General features: G+C 56.0%; 14 protein-coding genes. 10 read left to right on the forward strand and 4 right to left on the reverse strand.

Going from position 1 to position 23,192, the window contains the following annotated elements; all coding sequences use genetic code 11:
* Positions 1 to 24: 24 nt before the first annotated feature.
* Complete coding sequence (locus tag H4317_RS11960) at positions 25 to 1,440, reverse strand: anthranilate synthase component I family protein (protein ID WP_185886829.1); 1,416 nt, start codon at positions 1,438 to 1,440, stop codon at positions 25 to 27.
* A gap of 317 nt (positions 1,441 to 1,757) precedes the next feature.
* Positions 1,758 to 3,230: an alpha/beta hydrolase-fold protein gene (locus H4317_RS11965; protein ID WP_185886830.1), complete on the reverse strand. Its 1,473-nt coding sequence runs from the start codon at positions 3,228 to 3,230 to the stop codon at positions 1,758 to 1,760.
* 948 nt (positions 3,231 to 4,178) lie between these two features.
* On the opposite strand from H4317_RS11965, the gene H4317_RS11970 reads away from it, so the two are divergent.
* The 3 genes from H4317_RS11970 to H4317_RS11980 all read left to right on the forward strand — a co-directional run bounded on the left by H4317_RS11970 (position 4,179) and on the right by H4317_RS11980 (position 9,724).
* On the forward strand, positions 4,179 to 7,205 hold the full coding sequence (locus H4317_RS11970; RefSeq protein WP_185886831.1) for a SusC/RagA family TonB-linked outer membrane protein: 3,027 nt from the start codon (positions 4,179 to 4,181) through the stop codon (positions 7,203 to 7,205).
* Positions 7,206 to 7,217: 12 nt separating this feature from the next.
* Complete coding sequence (locus H4317_RS11975) at positions 7,218 to 8,867, forward strand: RagB/SusD family nutrient uptake outer membrane protein (protein WP_185886832.1); 1,650 nt, start codon at positions 7,218 to 7,220, stop codon at positions 8,865 to 8,867.
* Between the two features lie 74 nt (positions 8,868 to 8,941).
* A complete protein-coding gene (locus H4317_RS11980) occupies positions 8,942 to 9,724 on the forward strand; it encodes a SusE domain-containing protein (protein WP_185886833.1) in 783 nt (260 codons plus the stop codon).
* A 328-nt stretch (positions 9,725 to 10,052) separates the two neighbouring features.
* Here H4317_RS11980 and H4317_RS11985 read toward each other — a convergent pair whose 3' ends face one another.
* Positions 10,053 to 11,234, reverse strand: a complete 1,182-nt coding sequence (locus tag H4317_RS11985) for a T9SS type A sorting domain-containing protein (protein ID WP_185886834.1) — start codon at positions 11,232 to 11,234, stop codon at positions 10,053 to 10,055.
* 428 nt (positions 11,235 to 11,662) lie between these two features.
* On the opposite strand from H4317_RS11985, the gene H4317_RS11990 reads away from it, so the two are divergent.
* Complete coding sequence (locus tag H4317_RS11990) at positions 11,663 to 12,508, forward strand: N-acetylglucosamine kinase (RefSeq protein WP_185886835.1); 846 nt, start codon at positions 11,663 to 11,665, stop codon at positions 12,506 to 12,508.
* Between the two features lie 107 nt (positions 12,509 to 12,615).
* On the opposite strand, the gene H4317_RS11995 is transcribed toward H4317_RS11990, so the two are convergent.
* On the reverse strand, positions 12,616 to 15,444 hold the full coding sequence (locus tag H4317_RS11995) for an alpha-amylase family glycosyl hydrolase (RefSeq protein WP_185886836.1): 2,829 nt from the start codon (positions 15,442 to 15,444) through the stop codon (positions 12,616 to 12,618).
* Between the two features lie 226 nt (positions 15,445 to 15,670).
* On the opposite strand from H4317_RS11995, the gene H4317_RS12000 reads away from it, so the two are divergent.
* The 6 genes from H4317_RS12000 to H4317_RS12025 all read left to right on the forward strand — a co-directional run bounded on the left by H4317_RS12000 (position 15,671) and on the right by H4317_RS12025 (position 23,129).
* Positions 15,671 to 16,633, forward strand: coding sequence for a DUF2279 domain-containing protein (locus tag H4317_RS12000; protein ID WP_260625647.1), 963 nt, complete (start codon positions 15,671 to 15,673; stop codon positions 16,631 to 16,633).
* Positions 16,634 to 16,771: 138 nt separating this feature from the next.
* On the forward strand, positions 16,772 to 17,869 hold the full coding sequence (locus H4317_RS12005; protein ID WP_185886837.1) for a Smr/MutS family protein: 1,098 nt from the start codon (positions 16,772 to 16,774) through the stop codon (positions 17,867 to 17,869).
* A 150-nt stretch (positions 17,870 to 18,019) separates the two neighbouring features.
* A complete protein-coding gene (locus H4317_RS12010; protein WP_185886838.1) occupies positions 18,020 to 18,937 on the forward strand; it encodes a metallophosphoesterase in 918 nt (305 codons plus the stop codon).
* 98 nt (positions 18,938 to 19,035) lie between these two features.
* Positions 19,036 to 20,010 (forward strand): alpha/beta fold hydrolase, encoded by a 975-nt coding sequence (locus H4317_RS12015; RefSeq protein ID WP_185886839.1) that lies wholly within the window; start codon positions 19,036 to 19,038, stop codon positions 20,008 to 20,010.
* A gap of 101 nt (positions 20,011 to 20,111) precedes the next feature.
* The gene (locus tag H4317_RS12020) at positions 20,112 to 21,977 is read left to right on the forward strand and encodes a M1 family metallopeptidase (protein ID WP_185886840.1); all 1,866 of its coding nucleotides are present in this window, start codon (positions 20,112 to 20,114) and stop codon (positions 21,975 to 21,977) included.
* 48 nt (positions 21,978 to 22,025) lie between these two features.
* The gene (locus H4317_RS12025; RefSeq protein ID WP_185886841.1) at positions 22,026 to 23,129 is read left to right on the forward strand and encodes an NHL repeat-containing protein; all 1,104 of its coding nucleotides are present in this window, start codon (positions 22,026 to 22,028) and stop codon (positions 23,127 to 23,129) included.
* Positions 23,130 to 23,192 lie beyond the last annotated feature (63 nt).

Below are 23,192 nucleotides of genomic sequence, written 5' to 3' on the forward strand. Positions count from 1 at the left end.
TCAGCGGTTCAAGTCCAGCAGCTACTACACTTGTTCTGCCTCTTTCAGGGCGCGGCGCAGAGCAGCCAGCTTGTGGTGCACTTCCTGCAACTCGGAGTTGATGTCGGAAGCGGCCACCACGCCTGCGCCGGCCTGGAAGTAAAGCTGCCCGGCGGTGCTCAGAAACGAGCGAATCATGATGGCGTGGTTGAAGTCGCCGTTGAAGCCCAGGTGCCCGATGGCTCCGCCGTAGTACCCGCGGGCTGTTGGTTCCAGCGCATCAATGAGCTGCATGGCACGGTGCTTTGGCGCACCGGAAAGCGTACCGGCCGGAAACGTATCGGCCACCACCTGCAGCGGACTGGCCTGCGGGCTGAGCGTGGCGTTTACCTCGCTCACCAGATGAATGACATGCGAGAAAAACTGGATTTCGCGGAAGGTTTTTACGCGCACATTGTCGCCGTGCCGGGCCAAATCGTTGCGGGCCAAGTCTACCAGCATGGTGTGCTCGGCATTTTCCTTGGGGTCGTCGGCCAGTTTTTGAGCCAGCGCAGCATCTTCGGCATCGTGGCCGGTGCGGCGGAAAGTACCTGCAATAGGAAAAAGGCTGGCTTCGCGCCCTTTAATAAGCAGTTGCGTTTCGGGTGAAGACCCGAAGATTTTGAAGTTGCCGTAGTCGAAGTAGAACAGATACGGCGATGGGTTGATGGAGCGCAGCGCCCGATACACGTTGAACTCGTCGCCCAGAAAGCCCTGCTGGAAGCGCCGCGACAATACAATCTGGAACACGTCGCCGCGGTGGCAGTGCTGCTGGCCGGCCGCCAGTATCCGCAGAAATTCCGCATCGGTTTGGTTGGTCTGCTCCTCGCCGGCCAACTCGAAGCTATAGTCAGGCAACGAAGGGTTGCGGATGAGGTGGGCAAGACGCGTCAGGCCATCCTCGTCCAGTTCCTCGCCGACCAGCGTGTGCTCAAACACGTACAGCTCGTTGCGGAAGTGGTTGAGGGCAATAACGTAGCGGTACGTTCCGTACAGAATGTCCGGAATTTGGCCCGCCGGCTGTTTCTCCGGGTTCAGAGCTACGTCCTCGAAATACTGTACGCCCTCGTAGCCGATATATCCAAACAGGCCCCCGGTAATGAAATCGAAGCCGGTTTCTGTGGTCTGAAAGCTATTGGCGAATTCCTGCAGCCGGCTCAGGGCGGTGCCCGGCTCAGTAAGGATTTCCTTCGTCGTGGTGTCGTCGGGCAGGGTGAGTGTCAACTCGCTGCCGTGTAGCTCAAACCGTGCAAGTGGGTCGAAAGCGAGGTAGCTGAAAGCGTTCTGCTGCCCGTGGTAGTCGGAGCTTTCCAGTAGCAGGCAGTTGGGGTACCGGTCGCGCAGCCGCAGGTAAAGGCCAACGGGAGTCACGGTGTCGGCCAGCACGCGCAGATGGCGGGTATGAAGCTGGAATGATTGCATAAGTGGGCTGCTGATATGTGGAAACCAAAGCACGCAGCGCCGGGAAATAAAAAAGCCCGGCGAGGTGGCCGGGCGTTCTGTTGAGTCAGTGCGAAGAAGGAATTTCGATGCTTCAGCGCACGCACAGGTTGTCCCGTCCGGATTCTCCGTAAGGCCACCACCATGCTTGCTGCGTCATCGAAAAAATCATTGCCAGAGTCTTATTGAGGCGTTGAACGACACAAAGGTAAGGTTGGTTTTCAGAAAATCTTGCATTAACAGCACATTTTGTCTACCATTTCATCAAATAAGGCTTCTGACAGCTGAAAATCTGGCAATTACTTGTTCCCTTCCTGTTCCGGTAGTATTACCAGTTGCTGGCATGCTGCGGGCTGCTGCCGGCCAGCAACCCGTCCGGCCTGCTGCATCACCAACCGGTAGGTTCCCGCTGGCAGCTGGCTTAGGTCGAGGCGCGAGCCAGCAGCTTGCTTGCTGCGCTTAATGCGCTGTCCGGCCGCGTTATAAAGCCTCAACTCAATTTTTCGCAGGCTGGCCTGCTCCTGACTAGCCGCTATGTGCAGCTGCCGAGTATGGGGTTCCAGCCACGCAGCCCAGCACAGGTCACCGCCAGCGGGGTTGCCGGTATGTGGCGCATTCAACCATAGATAGGCAGCCGGAAACTCACGCCTCCAGAACCATTCGGCGTGCTGGCCATCGGCCTGTACCACCGTCTGCACCCGATTGGCCAGTGAATCGGGCCGCTGTAGCGCTTGGGCCATCTGCTGCATGAGCGGCACCATGGTTTCGCCTTCCTGGCTTCCGGCAACCAGGTAATAGGCGGTCTGTGTGCCTTGCGGCTTTGGCGGCAGTTGCTGCATATAGCTCCGCAGCGAATCTTCGGCAAACCAGAAAGCAGGCGAAAACACCCCTACTCTGCTGTACGCCAGCGGGTATTTCAGGGCCGCGTACGTGGAAATGAGGCCACCCATGCTACTGCCTGCTATGCCCGTAAACTCTCGCCCTGTTAGGGTGCGGTAGTTTGCATCGATGTATGGTTTCAGGGTTTGTGCCAGAAAATCCACGTAGGCGTTGCCTTGGCCGCCGCCGTATTTCGGGTTGCGCCACGGCGAGAGTTCGTTGAGCCTGTCCTGGTCGCCGTGGGCCACAGCTACCACAATGCTACCGGTTGCATCCAAACCCTGTTGCTGGAACTGGCGCAACGTCTCGTCTACTCCCCACTCGCCTGAAAAGCTGGTGCAGGCATCAAATACGTTCTGCCCGTCGTGCATATACAGCACGGGGTAGCGCTGGCCAGGGTTGGCATCATAGCCGGCTGGCAGATATACCCATACCTGGCGCGTGCGGCCCAACTGCGGAATCAGGAATGCAGCACTCACCATCTGTACGTTGGGCTGCACTGCCGTGCTGGCACAGGGCTTATCCTCCTGTCCCAGATCTTTCCAGTTGGCTACCTGCACATCAATGTACCCTGCCTTACCAGGCAGTTCTGCTCGGCGGTTCTCTATTCCGACGTTCTGGGCATTGGTTTCAACGCGCTGCCACGAGCCGCGCGTTATCTTGAACTCAATAGCGCCCCTGAGAGTAGCCGGAAGTGTGAGTTGGTAGGTCCCGTCCGGCTTTTTGACCAAGCGGTATGCCGGGCTCGCCGGGCTCCAATTGTTGAAAGCCCCAGCCACATACAGCGTATCGGTAGGTGGCGTGGTAATCGGAACCTTCGTGATGCGCAGTATGGCCTGAGCAGATGCAAAAAGGGGAAAGAAAAGCAAGGCTCCCAGAAGGACTGTTTTCATAAGACAAAAATACATGGTGAGTAGATACTCACTCTACCTGACACCTATTGACCATTCCTAAGCCTTCTGGTTAGTATGCTGATGAAAAAGAAGGCATAATTCAGATTTATCCCATTTTGACCATCTGTACTTTTCCAGGAAACTACTGAGTGAGTCCTGACTTCACCTACTGCTCTACAGCTAGAAACCCCAGACACAAGCCACGCTTCACGAGCCGTATCCTTATGATACACCAGCTGATACTCGGAGATGAATACCTGACTAAGATATATACAAAAAAAGTCGGATGGATATCAGAAATCATGGTTAAACAACCTTGTACTGTGTTGACTTATTGCTGTATCAGAGACCTGAGACTTAGAAACAGGGTTTGTTCTCTGCCTCAAAAGCACCATCCGATTTCAATCGTGCACAGAGGTGTATGTGCGCATTATTGCTCATTCGCACCATCACATTAGTGGTCTACCTGTGCTAGACAAGCTTCATTATCTGCCTACGTCTCGTTTTTATGGCCACGCTCCCTCAGTCAATACAGCATCATAAAATTTATCAATTGTCGCATTCTTATTGAAATGATATTGCGGTATATGTCGGCTTTCCGACCGGTAGAAGGCTGTTTTAAAGGCGGCGTTTGTGTCTCTTTGATGCATGAATTATTTGTGGCAGTGACCGAGCCTTACACGGCCTCCTCTGTTGTAGCGGTTTTGCGCACGCATAGTCCAATTATCACTATACCTCTTTCCTCTGTTTGGCCCGTTGTTTTTGTGGGATATACCACTTTAACTTGCGAAGTTTATTAACGATTTGGTGATGTTGGACGGACTGAAAACGTACTGCGGGAAGCCCCCCGGCTGCCAGCTGTTTTAGTCAATTTTTCCGTCAAAAATCCCAACTAATTCCCACTCCGGCCAAGCCGGAAAAATCCATTTCACCCCTAACCATTTTTCAATGAAACACCCATACCTGGCGAAACTACTGTTTCTGCTACTGTTCGTTTGTGCCGGTTTCACCGGGGCATTCGCTCAGACTGGTTCCGTGAGTGGCCGCGTCGTCGACGAGAAGAACGAAGGGCTGCCTGGCGTAACTGTTCTGATTGAAGGCACTTCGCTTGGCAACTCCACCAACTCGGATGGCACGTACTCCATTCAGAGCGTTCCGGCCGGAAGTAATACGCTGGTTGTCTCTTTTGTAGGATACACCACCAACCGGATTCCGGTAACTGTTGCGGCAGGCCAAAACACTGCCGTTGGCAACGTAACGCTTAATGAGAATACTACTCTGCTCAATGAGGCAGTGGTAGTAGGCTACGGCACCCAGCGCCGCCAAGATGTAACCGGTTCCATTGCAACGGTGCAGGCCAAGGATTTTGTGCCGGGCCAGGTGACGAACCCCGAGCAGTTGGTTCAGGGCAAAGTTGCCGGCGTAAGCATTACGACCGGTGGTGGCGCTCCAGGCTCTACCAATACTATTCGTATTCGTGGTGGCTCTTCGCTGAATGCCAACAACGATCCACTGTTCGTAATTGACGGAGTACCAGTGGACAAGGGCACCATCAGCGGCGCCAGCAACCCGCTCACGCTCATCAACCCTAATGATATTGAGTCTATAACGGTTCTGAAGGATGCTTCGGCGCTGGCAATCTATGGCAACCGGGCTTCGAATGGTGTGGTACTCATCACAACCAAACGTGGGGTACAGGGCGAAAAGCTTACGGTAAACTTCTCGTCGCAGACTTCCGTTTCGCGCCCCTTCAAAACCTACGACGTGTTGGGAGCTGATGAGTTTCGCACTCTGATTCAGGCCAACGGTTCGGCTTCGCAGATAGCTACACTGGGCTCAGCTAACACCAACTGGCAGGACGAAATTTTCCGCACTGCTGCTACCTACGACAACAACATCAGCCTGACTGGCAACCTGGGCAAAGTTCCCTTCCGCGTTTCCTACGGCAACCTGTACCAGGATGGTATCGTCATCACCAACAACCTGAAGCGGAATACTGGCTCCTTGAGCCTGTCGCCTGTTATTCTTGATGGCCACCTGCGCATTGATGTAAATGCCAAAGGCACGAAGCTGAAAAACCGCTTCATCGACAACGGTGCTATTGGAGGCGCCTTGTTCTACGACCCAACCCAGCCTGTACGCTCATCAGAGGCCCAATATGCTCCTTATGGTGGCTATTATCAGTATCTGACCGCCAATGGCGTGCCCCTGACGCTGGCTCCCGGCAACCCAGTAGCCGCTCTGCAAAACACGAATAACATCAGTGATGTAGACCGCCTGATTGGCAATGTGCAGCTGGACTACAAGTTCCACTTCCTGCCGGAACTGCGTGCCAACCTGAACCTGGCTACTGATATTTCGCGTGGTTCTGGCTCGACAACCAACTCGGTGACCGACTTCGGCAATTTCAACAGTGGCGCTACCAACGTCAACCAGAATGGCCGCTTCTCGCAGTACAAGCAAGACAAGGATATGCGTCTGCTGGAATTCTACCTGGCGTATAACAAGCAGCTAGGCGAGAATACCAAGTTTGACGTGCAGGCTGGCTATTCGCATCAGGACTTTGAAACCCAGGGCCCGCTGTTCCTGCCGTACCGTTTCGACCGCACCACCAAGTTCAACCCGACAGATACGCTGACAGTAGCAGGTTACTACGACCCCTACCGCCTCATTTCGTACTTCGGCCGCGCCAACCTGTCTATCAAGGACCGCTACCTGCTGACGGCAACTCTGCGTAACGACAACACCTCACGCTTCGGCGAAGGCAACAGAAGCGGCTACTTCCCGGCCTTGGGCTTGGGCTGGCGCCTCAAAGGCGAGGAGTTCTTCGCCAACAATGCTTCTATCACAGAGCTTAAGCTGCGCGCTGGCTACGGCATCACGGGCCAGCAGGAAATTGGTGGTCCCTTCGATTACCTGCCCCGCTACGTGACGAGCCGCTCCACGGTGCAGTACCAGTTCGGGGTGGATGCCAACGGTGCTCCCATCTTCGTCACCGGACGGCGCCCCGCGGGCTACAACCCTGACCTGAAGTGGGAAACCACGACCACCTATAACCTGGGCCTGGACTGGGGTATCATGGACAACCGCCTCTCGGGTAGTTTTGATGTATACCAGCGTGAATCCAATGAGCTGCTGGCCAACGTATTTGTACCAGCTGGTGGCCTAAGCAACCAGTTGAACCGCAATATTGGCTCGCTCCGCAACCGTGGGGTGGAAGTTGCCCTGAACGCCGTGCCAGTCCAGACGGAAGATTTCACCTGGGACATGAACTTCAACGTGGCTTACAACAAAACTGAAATCACCGACTTGGGTACGCAGCAGGAAAACTTCCCTGGCTATCTGACGGAAGGAATTCCGGGCGGTACGGGTACAACCGTACAGATTAACTCGGTAGGCTACGCAAACAATGCCTACTACGTCTACCAGCAGGCCTACGGCGAAGATGGCCGTCCGCTGGAAGGCGTGTATGTGGACCGCAGCGGTGACGGCAACGTGAACGAGCAGGACTTGTACCGCTATAAGCAGCGTGCTCCACTCGCTACGTTTGGCTTCACTACGAACTTTACCTACAAGCGCCTCTCTCTGAACGCTGTGCTGCGTGCTAACACCGGCAATTACGTGTACAACTCGCTGGCAGGCAACCTCGCTAACTACGCTAACGCCAACACGTCAACGGGTTTTGTGGGTAACCTGCCCGTAGGCATCCGTGAAACTGGTTTCCGTTCGCAGCAAGTACTCTCCGATTACTACGTGGAGAACGGCTCGTTCCTGCGTGGCGAGAACGTAACGCTGGGCTATAACTTCGGTAAAATTTTCAGCGAAGGTTCGAATCTTCGTCTGACTGCCGCTGTTCAGAACTTGTTCCTCATCACCAAGTACACGGGCTTGGATCCGGAAATCTTCAATGGTGTAGACAATAACTTCTACCCTCGCGCCCGCACTTTCACTTTCGGCCTGAACGCCAGCTTCTAATTCCCCGACCCAATGAATAAGTTTTTGATTCGTGGCTTAGTAGTAGCCACAGCGGGCATGGCCCTGAGTACAGGCCTCACCTCCTGTAACGACTTGGATCTGGAACCCAAGTACGAAACAACACCGGACCGTGTATATGTGGACATAAGCGGCTACCGTTCTGTACTGGCCAAAGTGTACGGTGGTTTCGCCGTAACGGGCCTGGGGTCGGATGACAATGGCGCTTCCGGTGGCGGCGACGTACAGGGCATCGACGAAGGTACTTCTGACTATATCCGTCAGTTGTGGAGTGCCCAGGAATTGTCGACTGACGAATCCATCCTGGCCTGGGGCGACGCAGGCGTACGGGACTGGCACAACATGAACTGGACGGCTTCCAACCCGCTCATTCGTGGTCTGTACTACCGTATCTACTATGAAATTGCCGTTGCAAACGAGTTCATCCGCGAGTCGAGCGATGATAAGCTGAACTCCCGGCTGAGTGGCGGTGACGTAGCTACTGCCAAGCGTTTCCGCGCCGAAGCGCGCTTCCTGCGCGCAGTGGCTTACCAGCACGTTCTGGACCTGTACGGTGGTGGCCCTTTCGTGGTAGAAACCGACCCTCCCGGGGTGTTTACCCCTCCGTACCGCAACCGTCAGCAGCTGTTCGACTATGTTGAGAGCGAGCTGCTAGCGTTGAGCACAGATGCTGACTTTGCTGAGCCGCGTTCCAATGAGTACGGCCGCGTAGATAAGGCTGCTGCTTGGGGCATGCTTTCCCGGCTATACCTGAACGCACAAGTATATACTGGCACTGCCCGTTACACTGACGCCGCAACCTATGCCAAACGTGTAATAGACGCCGGCTATGCCCTGTCGACTACCCCGGCTGGCAACGTAGCGTCAGCATACGGCCGCTTGTTCTTGGCCGACAACAACACCACGCCGGCCCGCAACGAAATCATATGGCCCGTGACCTTCGATGCGAACAATACCCGCAGCTTTGGTGGTACCACGTTCCTGGTAAACGGCTCAACCAGCCCAAGTAACACCAGCTGGAAAGCGAAAACCGGTATGCCTCAGGGTGGCTGGGGCGGCATGCGCGCCACTAAAAACCTGTTCAACTTGTTTGGAGCAGATACCGCACGTGACACTCGCGGCCGCTTCTGGACGCAGGGTCAGACTTTGGAAATTGCGGACATCGGCAACTTCAACGAAGGTCTGGGGGTAGTTAAATTCCGTAACGTAACGTCGACAGGTACCGCTCTTGGCGGTTCGCAGAGCCAGTCGAGCGTAGACTTCCCGATGATTCGTCTGGGGGAAATGATGCTCAACTATGCAGAGGCCGTGAAACGCGGTGGTTCAGGGGATGCTAATCTGGCCCTGACCTATGTGAACCAGCTTCGTGCCCGTGCTTACGCCGGAGCCGCTGGCAGTGCCATCACAGCTGGCCAGCTCACTACCGACTACATTCTTGATGAGCGTGGCCGTGAGTTGTTCTGGGAGGGCTTCCGCCGTACGGACCTGATTCGCTACGGACGCTTCGTAGAAGGCTCTTACCTGTGGCCCTGGAAGGGTGGTGTTCTGAATGGTCGTGGAGTAGATGCTTATCGGGTACTGTACCCCATTCCAGCTTCCGACCTTTCGGTTAACAAGAACCTACGTCAGAACGACGGATACTAGCACTTTTCTAAAAGGACCGACTTTCCTTCATCGGAAGTCGGTCCACCTAGTTCACACTCAATTTCACTTCCCACATGAAAAACTGGTTATCTCCACTGGTGGGTCTGTGTTCCTTGCTGTTCGTGTTTTCGGCCTGCGAAAAAGACGAAACTCAAGCTACCCTCACCCCTTCAAACGCTCCTACCCTCGCCACTACCACCAGCAACGTGGTACTGAACCAGGCTAACGAAACGCAAACTGCCATTACCTATACTTGGAGCAAGATAAACTCCTTTGCATGGACCAATGCGGAGCATCCGTACAATCCGGCGGTTGTGTATACACTGCAGATTGACAAGCAAGGCAACAACTTTGCCCGGCCTGTTTCTGTAGCAGCGGGTGCCGGCCCAACTACTGCGCTTCGTGTTGATACCTTGAACGCAGCCTTGAATGCCCTTGGCCTGACTCCGGGCACGGCTACTCCTGTGGAAGTGCGTTTGGCTGCCACTTATGCGGCTAATGCTCCTGTTCTTTCCCCTAGCATTCCCCTGACGGCTACTTCTTACAGAGTTTGCCTGCCGCCAAACACGGACAGATGGTCTATCATCGGCCCAGCTGGTGTCGATTGGAATACGGACGTGCCGCTACGCTACGACTGTGACACGCGCACCTACAAGATTACGCGCGTGCTCAACGCTGGCGAGTTCAAGTTCCGCAAGAACAGTGACTGGGGCGTAAACTATGGTTCTGACACCCCACGCAATGCCAGCGGCACCGGTCCGCTGAATGCAAACGGCGCCAACATTGCAGTTCCTACAACTGGCACCTACACCATTACGCTGAACCTAACTGCCCAGACGTACACACTGAGCAACTAAGCCCAGCTAAACGCTTAAAAAGCAGAAAGGCCGTCGATATTCGACGGCCTTTTTTGTTACCTCATAGTGCCGACAGTCCCTGCACCAAATATGTGTTGGAATCCTGCAGCGCCTTCAGCCTAAACCGACAGTCGCGGTATTGTAACGTGAAGACCTCTTCCATTTTCACGCTGCTGGTTATGTGCCATCTTACGCAATGCGTTACCCCACGCTTTACAAGAAGGCTTTCAAACTAACCGGCCTATTCCAGCGTGTTTTCTGGGATGAAAAATGACACAAAAAAGCCCCATCATTAGATGACGGGGCTTTTTTATTAGAAGTCTTAACCTTACAGCAGGGATACCCGGCGCGTAGAGGATTGGTCACCAACTTGGACCTTCACGAGGTAAGAACCAGCGGCAATGTTTTGGCGGCTTAGCTCTAGGCTGCATGTACCAACTGGCTGCATACCGTTCTGCAGCATCCGGACCGGACGGCCCAGCAAGTCCATCAGCGTGATATCTACTTTCTGGGCTTTGTCAAGCACGCGGTACATAATAGTTGCCTTGTCCGAAGCAGGGTTAGGATACACCGACAGGGCTACTGCAGCTTCTTCAGCGCGCTTGTTGCTGAGAACCGTCAGGCCAGTGGCCGTAACGACCAGGGTTGCTGCCTGCGTGCCGGGCACGTTGGCAAAGTTAGCAGCGGCAGCATCGCCGATGTTGGTGCCGGTGGCAGGCACCGGGTTGATCTGAGGGATGAAGTCAGTGGACAGGAAGCCTCCATCCTGGTTGTTCTGCAACGCAAAAATCTGCACGTTACCGCCCGCAGTTGGCAGACCCATAGCCGTCCGGCTCACCGATATTTCCAGGCCGTTGCTTGGCGCACTGCCATTGCTGGCAAAGCCTGGGTTTGAAGACAGGTTGGCACTGCTCGTGTAGGCCACTTGGGCACCAGCAAATCCAGCCAGCGCACCCGTTGCGGCGCTGGCCGGCACGGTCCCGGCTGTTCCGTTAGCAGTCAGAGGAGTAGTGCCAGTCAGGACGGCGGCAGTACCGGCCGTGGCCGACGTATAGGCTACACCTTCTACCTGAAACTGGTTGGCGGTATTATTGCCTCTGATAGCCACTGCAATGTCGGCGGCTAGATCTAGGCGGGCTGTCATCCCATTGAAAGAGGTGCCCGATGCCCCAGTGGCTACTGGCAGCGCAGTACCTACTGGCACACCTGCTACTCCTGGCCGGTCGATGAACAGCTGCAGGGAATTTTTAACTCCGGTCGAGTTATTCTCCAGCGTACCAGCAACAAAGAAATACAGATTATTGGCGTCCGAGGCGGCATATAGCGCCAGCAGTCCGGCATCACCAAAGCCCCGTGGGCTAGTAAAACGGCCTACCAACTGGTAGCCGTTGGCTGCCACTTCTGAAGCAGCAAGCTGGCCGTTGATGGTGATGGGAGCCTGCGCTTGTGCGCTGGTGAAAGCAGCTGTAGCCAACGCTCCAACGGCGGCCAGAGTAAAGATTTTTTTCATGGTTAGGGAATGAAAAAATTGTGGAAAAATTGATTGGGCAGACACGCTGAAACCGCTGATACGGCTAGTAAGTATCTGTAGTAAATATAAGTACTCACTAAGTATTAAAAAAACAGTATAAGCACGCAAAACGGCATTTTATTGCAGATTTCGGGTTGATATTTTAAAAATCTAGTTGGCATTTCATCAATACTCTGCTACGCTGTAATTAAGTACCTGCTCACCTTCACGCATTTTGTCATATGCGGGCTAGTTGCTGTGCCTCCGGCCTGGCCTTTGGCACGACAATTCTGCCGATTTGCTGTTCCATCTGAGGATAGTTTGTGCTGCTGATGGTTGCGAAAGCGCCCACTTCCTGTACTTTCGTAGTTCCCCTAACCTGAAGCCGCAAGCCTGAGTGGTGGCGGTTTCTTTCTAACCAACCTTCTATGATTCTCATTGCCGACGGAGGCTCGACCAAGAGTAGCTGGTGCCAACTTGATGAAGCTGGCAACCGGGTGTATTTCAACACCGAAGGCTACAATCCTGACTTCATTAAGACGGCAGAAATAGCCGCTTCGCTCGACAAAAACCTGCCAGAAACACTACCTCGGGCAGAAATAACCGAAGTGTATTACTACGGCGCGGGCGTATCCAATGCGAAGAAGGCGGAAATCATTGCGGCCGCCATGCGTCAGATCTTCCCGAACGCAAAGGTGAAGGTAGACCACGACCTGCTGGCAGCTGCCCACGCACTGCTCGGCGACAAGCCCGGTTTTGCGGCCATTCTGGGAACCGGCACCAACTCCTGCCTCTACGATGGAGAAAAGGTGATTCATAACGTCGATTCGCTGGGCTATTTCCTGGGCGACGAAGGATCCGGCTCGTTCATCGGCAAGCGGCTCCTGCGCGACTACCTGCGTGGCCTGCTGCCCGATGGGCTGCAGGAGATATTCCAAAAGGAATTCAACCTTACCCGTGAAGACATTCTGGACCGGCTCTACAACCAGCCGCTGCCCAACCGCTTCCTGGCCAGCTTCGGCAAATTCACTTACGACCATAACAACATCAGCTACTGCCGCGAAATCGTGTTGCAGGGCTTTGAGACCTTCTTCACCAACATTGTAGCCCACTACCCCAACTACCAGGACTACACATTCAACTGCGTAGGCTCCGTTGGCTACAACTTCCGGGATGCGCTGGCGCAAGTAGCCCGCGCCCACAATATGGAAGTAGGCAAAATCATCCGCTCCCCCATCGATGACCTGGTAAGCTACCACGAAGGCAAAGCGTAGTACCTCGCATACTGTACAGTATTCAGCCACAGAAAAGGGCCGATTCCAAATGGAATCGGCCCTTTTCTGTGGCTGAATGCCGGATTACTTTCCGGCACACGTTCAGCTTAGTGCTGCACGACCAAGCGGGTGGTTTGCATCAGTTGGCCCGTGCTGACCCGCACAATGTATATCCCGTTGGCAAGGTCCTGCACCGGCAGTTGAAGCTGGTGGGCACCGGCCGCCTGCTTCGCACTGACATTGATAGTCCGTACCGTAGAGCCCAGCATGTTAACTACCGCCACAGTAACCGGGGCGGCACTTGCCAGCTCATAGCGCAGGGTAGCAGCGGTGCTGGTAGGGTTTGGCGAAGCCGTCAGGCGTAGCGCTTCGGTAGCGCGTGGCTTGGTGCTGAGCACGCTGCCCTTCTTCACAAGGCGAGAAGTGTATACGGCATATTGGCCCGGCTGCAACGAGATAGGAGCCGTGGCATTCGTGACCGTGATACTGTCGCCGGTGAGGTAGTTATACCATTTGCCCACGCTCTGGAAGGCCGGGTTCACGCTCTGCGTCGTCACGTCGAAGTTGCCGATAACGGTGATATTCTGCGCCGCGCTGCTGAGGTGAATAGATTTGGTAGCACCACCCACGCTCTGCGTAAACGTGCCGGTTTCGAACACCGGATCCGCCTTCTTCAGCGCAATCAGGTAGCGGTATGTGTCGTAGAGCTTGCGGCGCGCCGGATCCTGGTAGTAGTTCCACCGGATCGGTTTATTGCCCACGCGGCCGTTAAAGTCGATGTTTACGTCGTAGCCTACTTCGCCAAACTGCCATACCATTTTGGGGCCGGGCACCGTGAAGAAGAAAGCCGCTGCCGCTTCATTACGGGCCAGCGCCGTAGACAGGTCGCGCGGGTTGTGCGCCGGGTTCAGCTGGTTGCCGAACGTGAGGTTCTTGTACATCAGACGCTCTTCATCGTGGCTTTCCATGTATGTCACCAGATGCGGATTGTTCCAGGTGCGAGCACCGTAGTAGCCGCCGCTCAGGTCAGAGCTGCCCACGAAGCCCATTGTGGCCTCGTTGTAGTTGAAGTTCATGTTGCCCCACAGCATCATGCCGGCATCGGCCAGCACCTTCTCCTCCGTGTTGTCGGCAAAGTGCTCCAGGATGCAGTACACATTGGGGTCAATGGCCGTCAGCTGACCATAGATACGGTTCCAGATGTTAACGCGCGACTGGTCGTACTGGCCCCACTGGCCTACGTTGGAACCGGAGTTCACCTGCGTGAAGCCCTTGCTCAGGTCGAAGCGGTAGCCGTCGATCTTGTATTCCTGCAGCCAGTGTGCATTCACTTTCTCCACGAAATACTGGGTAAACGTGCTTTCGTGGTTGAAATCGTAGCACACGTTGAACGGGTGCGTGGCATCTTGGTTGAACCAAGGTGAGTTGGCAGCGGGCTTGCCGGTGCTGCCGTCAAAATACATCTGCACCATCGGGCTCTGGCCGCAGCTGTGGTTGAGCACCATGTCCATGATGACGGCAATGCCACGGCGGTGGCACTCATCAATGAATTGCTTTAGCTCGTTCTTGGTGCCATAATACTTGTCGGGAGCGAAGTAGAAAGACGGATTGTAGCCCCAGCTTTCGTTGCCTTCAAATTCATTGAATGGCATCAGCTCAATGGCATTCACGCCCAGGCGCTGCAGGTAGTTCAGCGTGTCGCGCAGGGTCTGGTAGTCGTGGCGGGCAATGAAGTCGCGCACCAGCAGTTCGTAGATTACCAAGTCGGTTTTCTTGGGCTTCTGGAAGTTATTCACCTGCCACTGATACGCCGTCTGGCCGGTTTGCAGCACCGACACAATGCCCGTGGTGCGGCCCGTTGGGTAGGGTTTCAGGTTCGGGTACGTGACGGCCGGAATAAACGAGTCGTTGTTGGGGTCGAGCACCTTCTCAGTGTACGGGTCGGCAATGCGCAGCGTGCCATCCACGAGATATTGGTAAGCGTACTCTACTCCGGGCGTAAGGCCATTGACCTGAATCCACCAGCGGGTGCCGTCGGGGGTTTTGTTCATGTAGGCCGCGTTTTCAACCTGCCAGTTGTTCCACTCGCCGAGAGCATACACAAACTGCTTGTTGGGGGCGGTCAGGTTCAGAATTACTGAGGTGCCACCATTTAGGTAGGTCACGCCGTCTTTGGCACCGGCCGGCAGAGCGGCTACATTCACGGCAGGGCGCACCACAAATACCAAAGAGTCAGCCACCTGCTGGGCGCCGCTACCGGCTACCAGTTTCACTACGTTGCGGCCGGTCTGGGTTGCCGTGACGGTACCCGTAAGTGTAGTGGCGTTAGCCTGCTGCGTTACCAGTGTATTGTTCAGGTACAGTGCCAGAGCGGTGCTGGCCGAAGCCGTGCCGGTTACGCTCAACTGGTCGTTCAGATTCAGGAAAAGAGGATTTCCACCGCTGGGCACCACCGGGTTGGTGATGCGCACCGTGAGAGCAGAACTCTGCTGCACATCCACAAAAATGTCGGCGCCGCCATTGCCGCGGCCCACCACGGAGCCACTGGCATTCTTGAAAATCATGGCCAGCTTCAGAATCTGCTCGCCAGCCGGCACGCCATAGAAGCTGCGGGGTGTAAAGCTGATGGTGTACAGATTAGGGTTGGTAGAGCTGCGCGTCATCTGGGCCGCCGGGTCGGCGACATTGAACGACGGGCTTTTCACGTATTTCCAGTCCGAGTTGTTCGTGCTGTTGTTGGTGATAACGCCCGTCCAGATGTATACCGGCCCCGTAAATCCGGCTAATGCTGCATTGCCTTGTGAGGCGTCAAAGGTCAGCGTGATGGGGGTAGTATCCTGAAAGAATACCGGTTGAGTGCTCACTACCTGGGCCTGCAAAACCGGCATTCCGGCCAACAGCGCCACAAGACTGAGTAACAGTCGAAGTGTTTTCATGAAAAGTTGAATTGGGAATTTTTAGAACAAGAACAAGAGCCACTGGTGCTGTATTAACTGATTCAATAAAGCAGCCACCCCATTTCAGTGCAAAGGGGCATTAAAGATACATTGCACGCCAGTATTTATACAAGCCACAAAAGGCTTTTATCGTAGCTTTAAGCCCTTTTTAACCTGCTGCCGCGCATCCCCGATGCTATTCTTTTCCCTGCTTTCTTGGTTTGGCTTGCGGTGCCGCAGAAACGGGTGGCTGGTGAGTGCTGCCTTGCTCGTGGCACTGGTACCAGCTCTGGCACAACCAAGCATAGTTGCAGGGTCCGACACCATACAAACCCTGCGCGCGCCTTCGCTCGGCCCTACCAGCACCACACCGGACAGCAGCCGCCTGAACCGGCGGCTACCACTGCTGGCGGGCGGACTGGCCGTAACCTATACGGGATTGATGTACGGGCTTAGCAAGAGCTGGTACACTGGCGAACGGGTGCCGCTGCATTGGTTCAACGACTTGCCGGAGTGGAAGCAAATGGACAAGGCCGGGCACTTCTGGGGCGCGTTCCATCAGAGCCGGGGCGCCGTGGCCATGCTGCGCTGGGCTGGCGTGCCGGAGCGGCGTGCCCTCTGGTACGGTGGTTTTGTGGGGTTTCTGCTCCAAAGCCCTATCGAGCTGCTTGATGGCCGCGACCCAGCCTATGGTGCTTCTGCCACCGATCTGGCAGCCAATTTTCTGGGTTCAGCGGGGCTTATTGGGCAGCAACTGGCTTGGGGAGAGGTGCGCATCATGCCCAAATACTCCTTCCATACTACCCGCTACGCTCCCATGCGGCCCAACGTGCTGGGCCGTAGCCTTGCCGAGCAGCACCTGAAAGACTACAACGGGCAAACCTACTGGCTCTGCGCTGATGTGGGCGCATGGCTACCGGCTGCTTCGCGCTGGCCCCGCTGGTTGCAGCCGGCCGTGGGCTACGGCGCCCAACAGATGCTTTACAACGACCCGGCCACCAACGCCGCTGCCGGCCTGCACGCGTATCGTCAGTACTATTTGAGCCTGGACGTTGACTTGCGCCGCATCCCGACCCGCAGCAAGCTGCTACGGCGCGTGTTCTATGTGGCCAGCATATTCCACTTACCTGCCCCCGCCCTCGAATGGAACCCACGGCGCGGCTTCGTAATGCACGGGCTATATTACTGAGCAACCGGCACCCGACAGATTCCGATGGAAGCGGCGTTTTGCGGAGGGGCGGCGTAAGCAGGGAAATAACCGTAGGCCGGAGCTAAGTCCCGGTTACCTTTGTTGCTTTCCCACACCTGACCTGATACCGCTACCACTATGAACATAGGAGACCGAGTGCGCCTGTTAACTGGCCGCGAACAAGGCATTGTTACCCGTTTGCTCAGCGACGAGCTGGTTGAAGTAGCCATCGATAATGATTTTACGATTCCGGTGCTGCGCCGCGAAGTGGTGGTGGTTGCCGCCGAAGAAGATAAGGCTTTCGGGCGCCAGGGCCCGGCGCCCGTGTCGCCACACCGCGCCAAAGCCGGCAAGCACAAGCCGGCCAAACAGGCGGTAGCCCAGCCAGCGGCACAGGCTGCTGCCGGTGCGCCCGAGCAGCCTGCGCCGCCCAAAGCCACAGTACCTCAGCCTGCGGCCAAAGGCCTCTACCTGGCCCTGAGCCATCAGTCGCCGGAGCTGCTGTCGGTGCATATCATCAACCACACCGACCGGGACGTGCTCTATACCTACGGCGAGGAAAACCAGGGCCGCTACCGGGGCCTGCGCTCCGATAAGCTGGGGGCTAAGGCTGTAAGCGGCGCGCTGGCTCACCTGCACCTCAAGGATTTCGACCAGTGGCCGGCCGTAGTGGTGCAACTGCTGCCCCACCAAGTGAATGGCGACACAGCTTACGAGCTACTCACCAAGCGCACCCAGTTCAAGGCCGCCAGCTTCTACAGCAGCCGCCGCGAAGCGCCCGTGCTGGGCCGCGAGGCGTATCTGTTCCAGCTGGATGAGAAGCCGGCTGCGCCCGTAGCTATTGCGCCCGAGAAGCTGGCCGAAACGCTGCAGGCCCAGCTCACTGGCAACGCGCCTGCCAAACCTGCTGCGGTAGCCCCGGCTCCTGAACCCGCCAAAGCCATTACGCCCCCGCCCCACGAGCTGGACCTACACCTGGAAGCCCTGCGCCCGGAAGGCGGCGAGGAGTTGAGCAACACGGCCATCCTGAAGCTACAACTCGAAGCCTTCGAGGATGCGCTGAGCCGCGCGCTGGCCACCAACATGCACGAAATCGTGTTCATTCACGGCTCGGGCAGCGGTACGCTCCGCAAGGAAATTCATAAGCTGCTCAGCCGCAACAAGGACATCAAGTTCTTCGAGGACTCGCAGAAGGAAAAGTTTGGCTACGGCGCCACGCTGGTCCGGCTGAAGTAAGCCCTGCCAGGGCCGTTGCGCTCCTGCTGACTCTACCAGAAACCTGCTCCCGCAAGAACGACCATCGTTTCAACGACTCGTTTTTGTGGGAGCAGGTCTTTTTCAGCAGGTAGCTGAGTAGATTGTGCTTCTTTTTATCCTGTTTCCCGCATGTACGACATCATCGGCGACATTCACGGCCATGCCACAGAGCTGCGGCAGCTGCTTACGAAGCTGGGTTACGTGGAGCAGCACGGCGGCGTGTACCGCCACTCCAGCCGGCAGGTTATTTTCGTTGGTGATTTCATAGACCGGGGCCCGCAAATTCGGGAAACGCTACGGCTGGTGCGCGGCATGGTGGAAAGCGGCGCGGCCCTGACCGTGATGGGCAACCACGAATACAACGCCATCTGCTTTCACGAACAGCATCCGCACGGCGGGCACCTGCGGCCGCATATTCCGCGCAATATTTTCCAGCACTTGCGCACCCTGGAAGAGTTTTCGAGCCGGGAAGGCTGGGCCGAGTGGCAGGACCATATTGCATGGTTTAAGAAGCTGCCACTGTTTCTGGAGCTGCCTGGCCTGCGCGTGGTGCACGCCTGCTGGGACCCACGCCACATTGCCTACTTGCGCCAACAACTGCCCGATGCCCGCCTCACCCCGGACTTTCTGCTGCGCAGCGCCACGCGCGGCACCCCGGAGTATCTGGCCGTAGAGGAAACCCTGAAGGGCAAGGAAGTGGAACTGCCCGACGGCGTGCAGTTTCATGATAAGGACGGCAACCCACGCACCAAAATGCGCACCCGCTGGTGGTGCAATCCGGCTGGCTGCACCTATGAACAGTATTACCTCGAGCCCATTGAGGCCCTGAACTCTCAGCCCGTTGACGTAGATGCGCTAACCGACATCTGGCACTACCAAGATACGGTGCCCGTGTTCTTCGGGCACTATTGGCTGCGCGGCACGCCGCAGCTACTGGGTCCGCACGCCCTTTGCCTCGACTACAGCGTAGCGAAAGGCGGGGAGCTGGTAGCCTACCGCTGGAATGGTGAGCAGGAGCTGACCACTGCCAGATTGGTGAGCGTATAAGGGCAACGCCACTTTGCCTTGTGCTTGCCGACTAGTAGCTGGCATACCCTATTTCTACTTTCCCTATCTCTCCACGCGCGCCCTTTCGAGTACTGCTTATGTCTATTCTGACCTTTTTACCGCGGCTGATACCGGCTGTTGGGTTGGGCGTGGTGTTGGCGGCCTGTCGTTCGGAACATTCATACCAGCAACTCCCCCCTTCCGAGCAGATGATTACCGTCCGCGACGAGGTGAAGGTAGCCGTAAAGGTAGCGGGCCAGGGCTACCCCTGCCTGTATGTACACGGCGGCCCGGGCCAAGACTACTTATCGTTTGAGCAGCTTGGCGGCAATCGTCTGGAGCAGTGCCTGACGATGATTTACATGGACCAGCGTGGGTCGGGGCACTCCCAGAATGCAGCGAACTATCACCTGGACAGGCTAGTGGAAGACATAGAGGAAGTCCGGCAGCAGCTTGGTGCTCAGAAGATATACCTGCTCAGTCACTCGTTCGGGGGTATCTTGGCCGTGAACTACGCCCGCAAATATCCGCAGCGCGTGGCCGGCCTGATTCTGGCAAATTCTACCCTGCATTTCTTCAACAACGCCTTCTTCAAAGATCAGACAACTGCCGGTTATCGCCTGTTGGGCGTAGATACGGTGCTTACGACTACCAGCCGCCCACGCTTGGTGCATGCCTGGAACGAGGTGCGGCAGCAGCTTAGTCAGCGGCGCCTGACCTACCGGTTGCTGGCCGACAGCATTAGTACCATCGCCCGCATGGACAGCGTGGAAGGCAGTTATTCTCGCACCCCTGACTTCGGAACACAAGTCATTCGGCCTTTGCTGGATAGTACGCTGGTTAACCCCTATCCTGAATACGTGGCGGACTACACGGCGCTAACGGCCCAGATACACGTACCGACCCTTGTTATTACTGGCACCCGGGACTATGCCGTAGGCGTTCAGCATTACAAGTCTTTCCAGTTTCCGCAGCAGCAAACGGTGGTGCTTCCCGGTAGCCACCTGCTTTACTACGAGAACAACACGGCCTTCGTGCGGACAGTTTGCAGCTTCGTATCTTCTGTAAACTAAGTAGCTGGCAACGGGGTAGAGCAGGTCAGGCAACAGTTTGTATAGCTGGAATGCAGCCTGGCAGGGACTATGGTTACTTTTGTTGCCTACCTTCTTCCTCCATGAAACGTTCTATCCTACTGGCCCTGACGCTGCTGTCTGCATGGCCTGTTCTGGCCCAGCAGCTGCCGGTACCGCTCAACCTGCAGGCTACCTACGCCAAGGGCACCCGCTCCGAAACCGGTGCGCCCGGCCCCAAGTACTGGCAGAACACCGCCGAATACGACATTGTCGTGCGCTTCGACCCGACCACGCGGCGCGTAGCGGGAACCGTAGATATCAGCTACCAGAACCTCAGTCCCGACTCGCTGCGGCAGCTGCAGTTCAAGCTCTACCCCAACTTCTATCAGAAAGGCGCACCCCGCGCCGGCCGCATTGCGCCGGAAGATGTGAATGAGGGCGTGCAGATAGAAAGCCTGAGCCTCGACGGACAGCCGCAGGACGTAAGCAAGCTGCGCATTCAGGCCACCAACATGCCCGTGCGGCTGCCGAAAGCTCTGGCTTCGGGCCGCGCCATCAAGGTGCGGGTAGCGTATTCCTACACGCTCAACAAAGGCTCCCACATGCGCACCGGCGAGGTAGAACCCAACGCGGCTTTCGTGGCCTATTTCTTCCCCCGTGTGGCTGTGTATGATGACATCGACGGCTGGAACGAGTTTGCATACAATGGCTCCCAGGAGTTCTACAATGACTTCTGCACGTTTCGGGCGGCCATTACGGTGCCGCGCAACTTTGTGGTGTGGGCCACCGGCGACCTGCAGAACACCGACCAGGTTCTGACCAAGAAATACGCCAAGCGCCTCCAGGACGCGGGCCGCAAAGACGCCATTGCCACCATCATCAGTGAAGCCGACCTGCAGCGCCAGGACATTACGGCTGCCAACGCCGAAAACACCTGGAAATTCGAAGCGAAGAACGTGACGGACTTTGTGTTTGCCACTACCGACCACTACGTGTGGCAGGCCAGCAGCCTTGTGGTAGACCCCGCCACCAAGCGCCGCACCCGCGTAGATGCGGTGTACAATCCCAAGCACAAGGATTTCGAGGAAGTGGTGCAATTCAACCGCCAGACGGTGCAGGCCATGAGCTATACGTTTCCGAAGTGGCCCTTCCCCTACTCCCACGAGACTGTGTTCGACGGCCTCGACCAGATGGAGTACCCGATGATGGTGAACGACAATCCTGTGGAAACCCGCAACGACGCCATTACCCTCACCGACCACGAAGTGTTTCATACGATGTTCCCGTTTTACATGGGCACCAACGAAACCAAGTACGGCTGGATGGACGAGGGTTGGGCCACCATCGGCGAGTGGATTATTTCGGGCATCATCAAGCCCGGTTTCGAGGACGACTATGGCGTGGAGCCCTACGCCAAAGGCTCGGCGCAGGAGTTCGATGTGCCTATCACCACGCTCAGCACCCAGCAAACGGGCACGGCGTTTTTCCTCAACTCCTATCCCAAGCCCGCGTTGGGCTACCTCTACGTGAAGGATTTGCTCGGTGATGAGCTGTTTACGAAAGCGCTGCACACCTACATCCGCAACTGGAACGGCAAGCACCCCATGCCCTACGACTTTTTCAATTCGATGAACACGGGCGCGGGCCAAAACCTGAACTGGTTCTGGCAGCGCTGGTTCTTCGACGGTGGCTACCCCGACCTGGCCATTGCCAGCGTCACGAAAACCACCACCGGACACGACATCCTCGTGCAAGCCAAAGGCACCAAGCCCGTCCCGATTGACCTGACCGTAACCTACACCGACGGCAAAACCGAAAAGCTGCACCGCACCATAGCCGTATGGCAGGCCGGTAACACCAGCATCACGGTGCCACTAGCCACCACCAAAGCCGTGAAACGTGTGGAGCTAGGCAGCACCTGGGTACCGGACAAGAACAAGGCGGATAATGTGTGGGAGGGGCAGTAGGACACTGAAACCTATATTTCCACCTCTCAATTACCCTATATCCAGACTATGAGAATCAGCAGTATTTGTGCGCTGGGCTTTATGCTAAGCCTTCCCCTATCTGTTCACGCTCAGGACCTACCCAATACAGCGCCATCTGACAGTGCTCATACCAAGGTGTTCACGCTGGCAGGTGCCCCCAAACAGGCGGGCAGCATGGATGGAAATGGACCGGCAGCTCGTTTCAAAAGGCCGATGGGTATAGCTGTAGGTCCTGACGGAATGATTTATGTAGCTGACACGGAAAACCATACTATTCGCCGCATTACGCCTGCTGGCGCCGTCACTACGCTGGCAGGCGCAGCAGGCAGCAAAGGCAGCCTTGATGGTAGCGGAGAAGCAGCCCGATTTTACCATCCGGTGGGCATTGCACTTGATTCTCAAGGCAACTTGTATGTGACAGACAGTGAAAACCACACTATTCGCAAGATTAGTCCGGCTGGTGTGGTAACGACTCTGGCCGGCGCGGCAGGCAGAAAAGGCAGCTCAGATGGCGTAGGCACCAAAGCTAGCTTTAACTACCCGCACGGTATAACTGTAAGTGCAGACGGCACTATCTATGTAACTGATACAGAAAACCACAGCGTCCGGCAGATTAGCAATACAAGCACTGTAACTACGCTGGCAGGTGTGTCAGGAAAGAAAGGAACTGCTGATGGAAAAGGCGCCACAGCCCTTTTCTATCATCCTTCGGGTATAGCCGTCACTGCAGATGGAATCCTTTATGTAGCAGACAACGGCAACCATACTATTCGTAAGATTAGCCGAAACGGCGCCGTAACCACACTCGCCGGAACGGCACGGAAAAATGGCCACGCCGATGGCATAGGCCCATCAGCACGCTTCGACTGGCCAAACGGTGTGGCGGTCGATTCGCAGGGCCTTGTGTATGTGGCGGACAATGTCAACTCCATAATCCGGATAATCACCCCTACCGGTATAGTAACCACGTTGGTCGGCAAAGCACTCAGTTGGGGCAGTCAGGATGGAAATACAGAAAGCGCACGGTTCGAGTTTCCGTTTGGCGTAGCTGTTAATCCCTCCGGCAATACTATCTATGTAACTGACACTAAGAATCAAACGATTCGCCGCATTCAACGCTCCTTGTTATAATAAATAATGGACAGACCTGAAATTGAAAAGGCCAACCCGAATGGGTTGGCCTTTTCAATTTCA

Source organism: Hymenobacter sediminicola (genome assembly GCF_014250515.1).
Classification (GTDB): Bacteria; Bacteroidota; Bacteroidia; order Cytophagales; family Hymenobacteraceae; genus Hymenobacter; species Hymenobacter sediminicola.